1 protein-coding gene is annotated in these 655 nt (G+C 44.4%); it reads left to right on the forward strand.

From position 1 onward, the window contains the following. On the forward strand, window positions 1-188 hold a 188-nt coding region (locus ACFQEU_RS17290; RefSeq protein ID WP_379784159.1), incomplete at its 5' end, for a hypothetical protein. Window positions 189-655: the final 467 nt, after the last annotated feature.

Consider the following 655-nt stretch of genomic DNA (forward strand, 5'->3'; position numbering starts at 1 on the left):
ATAATTATTTTCTCGTTACCTCTTCTGAGCCCGGTTACAAACATGTAGTCGATGGAGAAACTATTGCTCAATTTAAAGACGCTGAATCAATTCAAGAATTGGGTTCAGAATGTAAAGAAAACTGTCCTTTAAACTACCAAAAGCGTACAGGCTGGTTTAAGCGCCGCTGCACGTCATTTCAGCCCTGAGCCAAACGCTAGAAAACCTTGGCTGTCTAATGCCGCCGTTAAATACACGGAAAAAGTAATGGATTTTTTATTAACCAATTGTAAAAAATCAATCACACCGCACTTTAAACGTGTTAGCGGTGGGCGACACGTTAAGCTAAGCGCGTAAATATACATAATCGTAAATGGTGGTCAGGGATGACCAAACCGCGCAAAGATAGAAAAACTCTAGTACAAGTTGATGGCACTAGTGCTCAGCGCCGAATCAACAGAGCTAAGCGTGCCAATAAATACGGTGCCATCGCCCCGGCATTAGCGCCGATCTAGAATCGGTCCCACATAGGCGCGAAGCATTGGATACATAGTGCCACACGGTTTGAGACTCGTTTTAAGAACTTAGCAAGCGGCGCATACAAGCTTAAACAAGTCTGGCGGAAACTCCGCTATCAACGCAGGTCAAGACTAGGCCGTTTTCGACAAGCTAGTTA

The organism is Halorubrum tibetense (assembly GCF_042661865.1).
GTDB lineage: Archaea > Halobacteriota > Halobacteria > Halobacteriales > Haloferacaceae > Halorubrum > Halorubrum tibetense.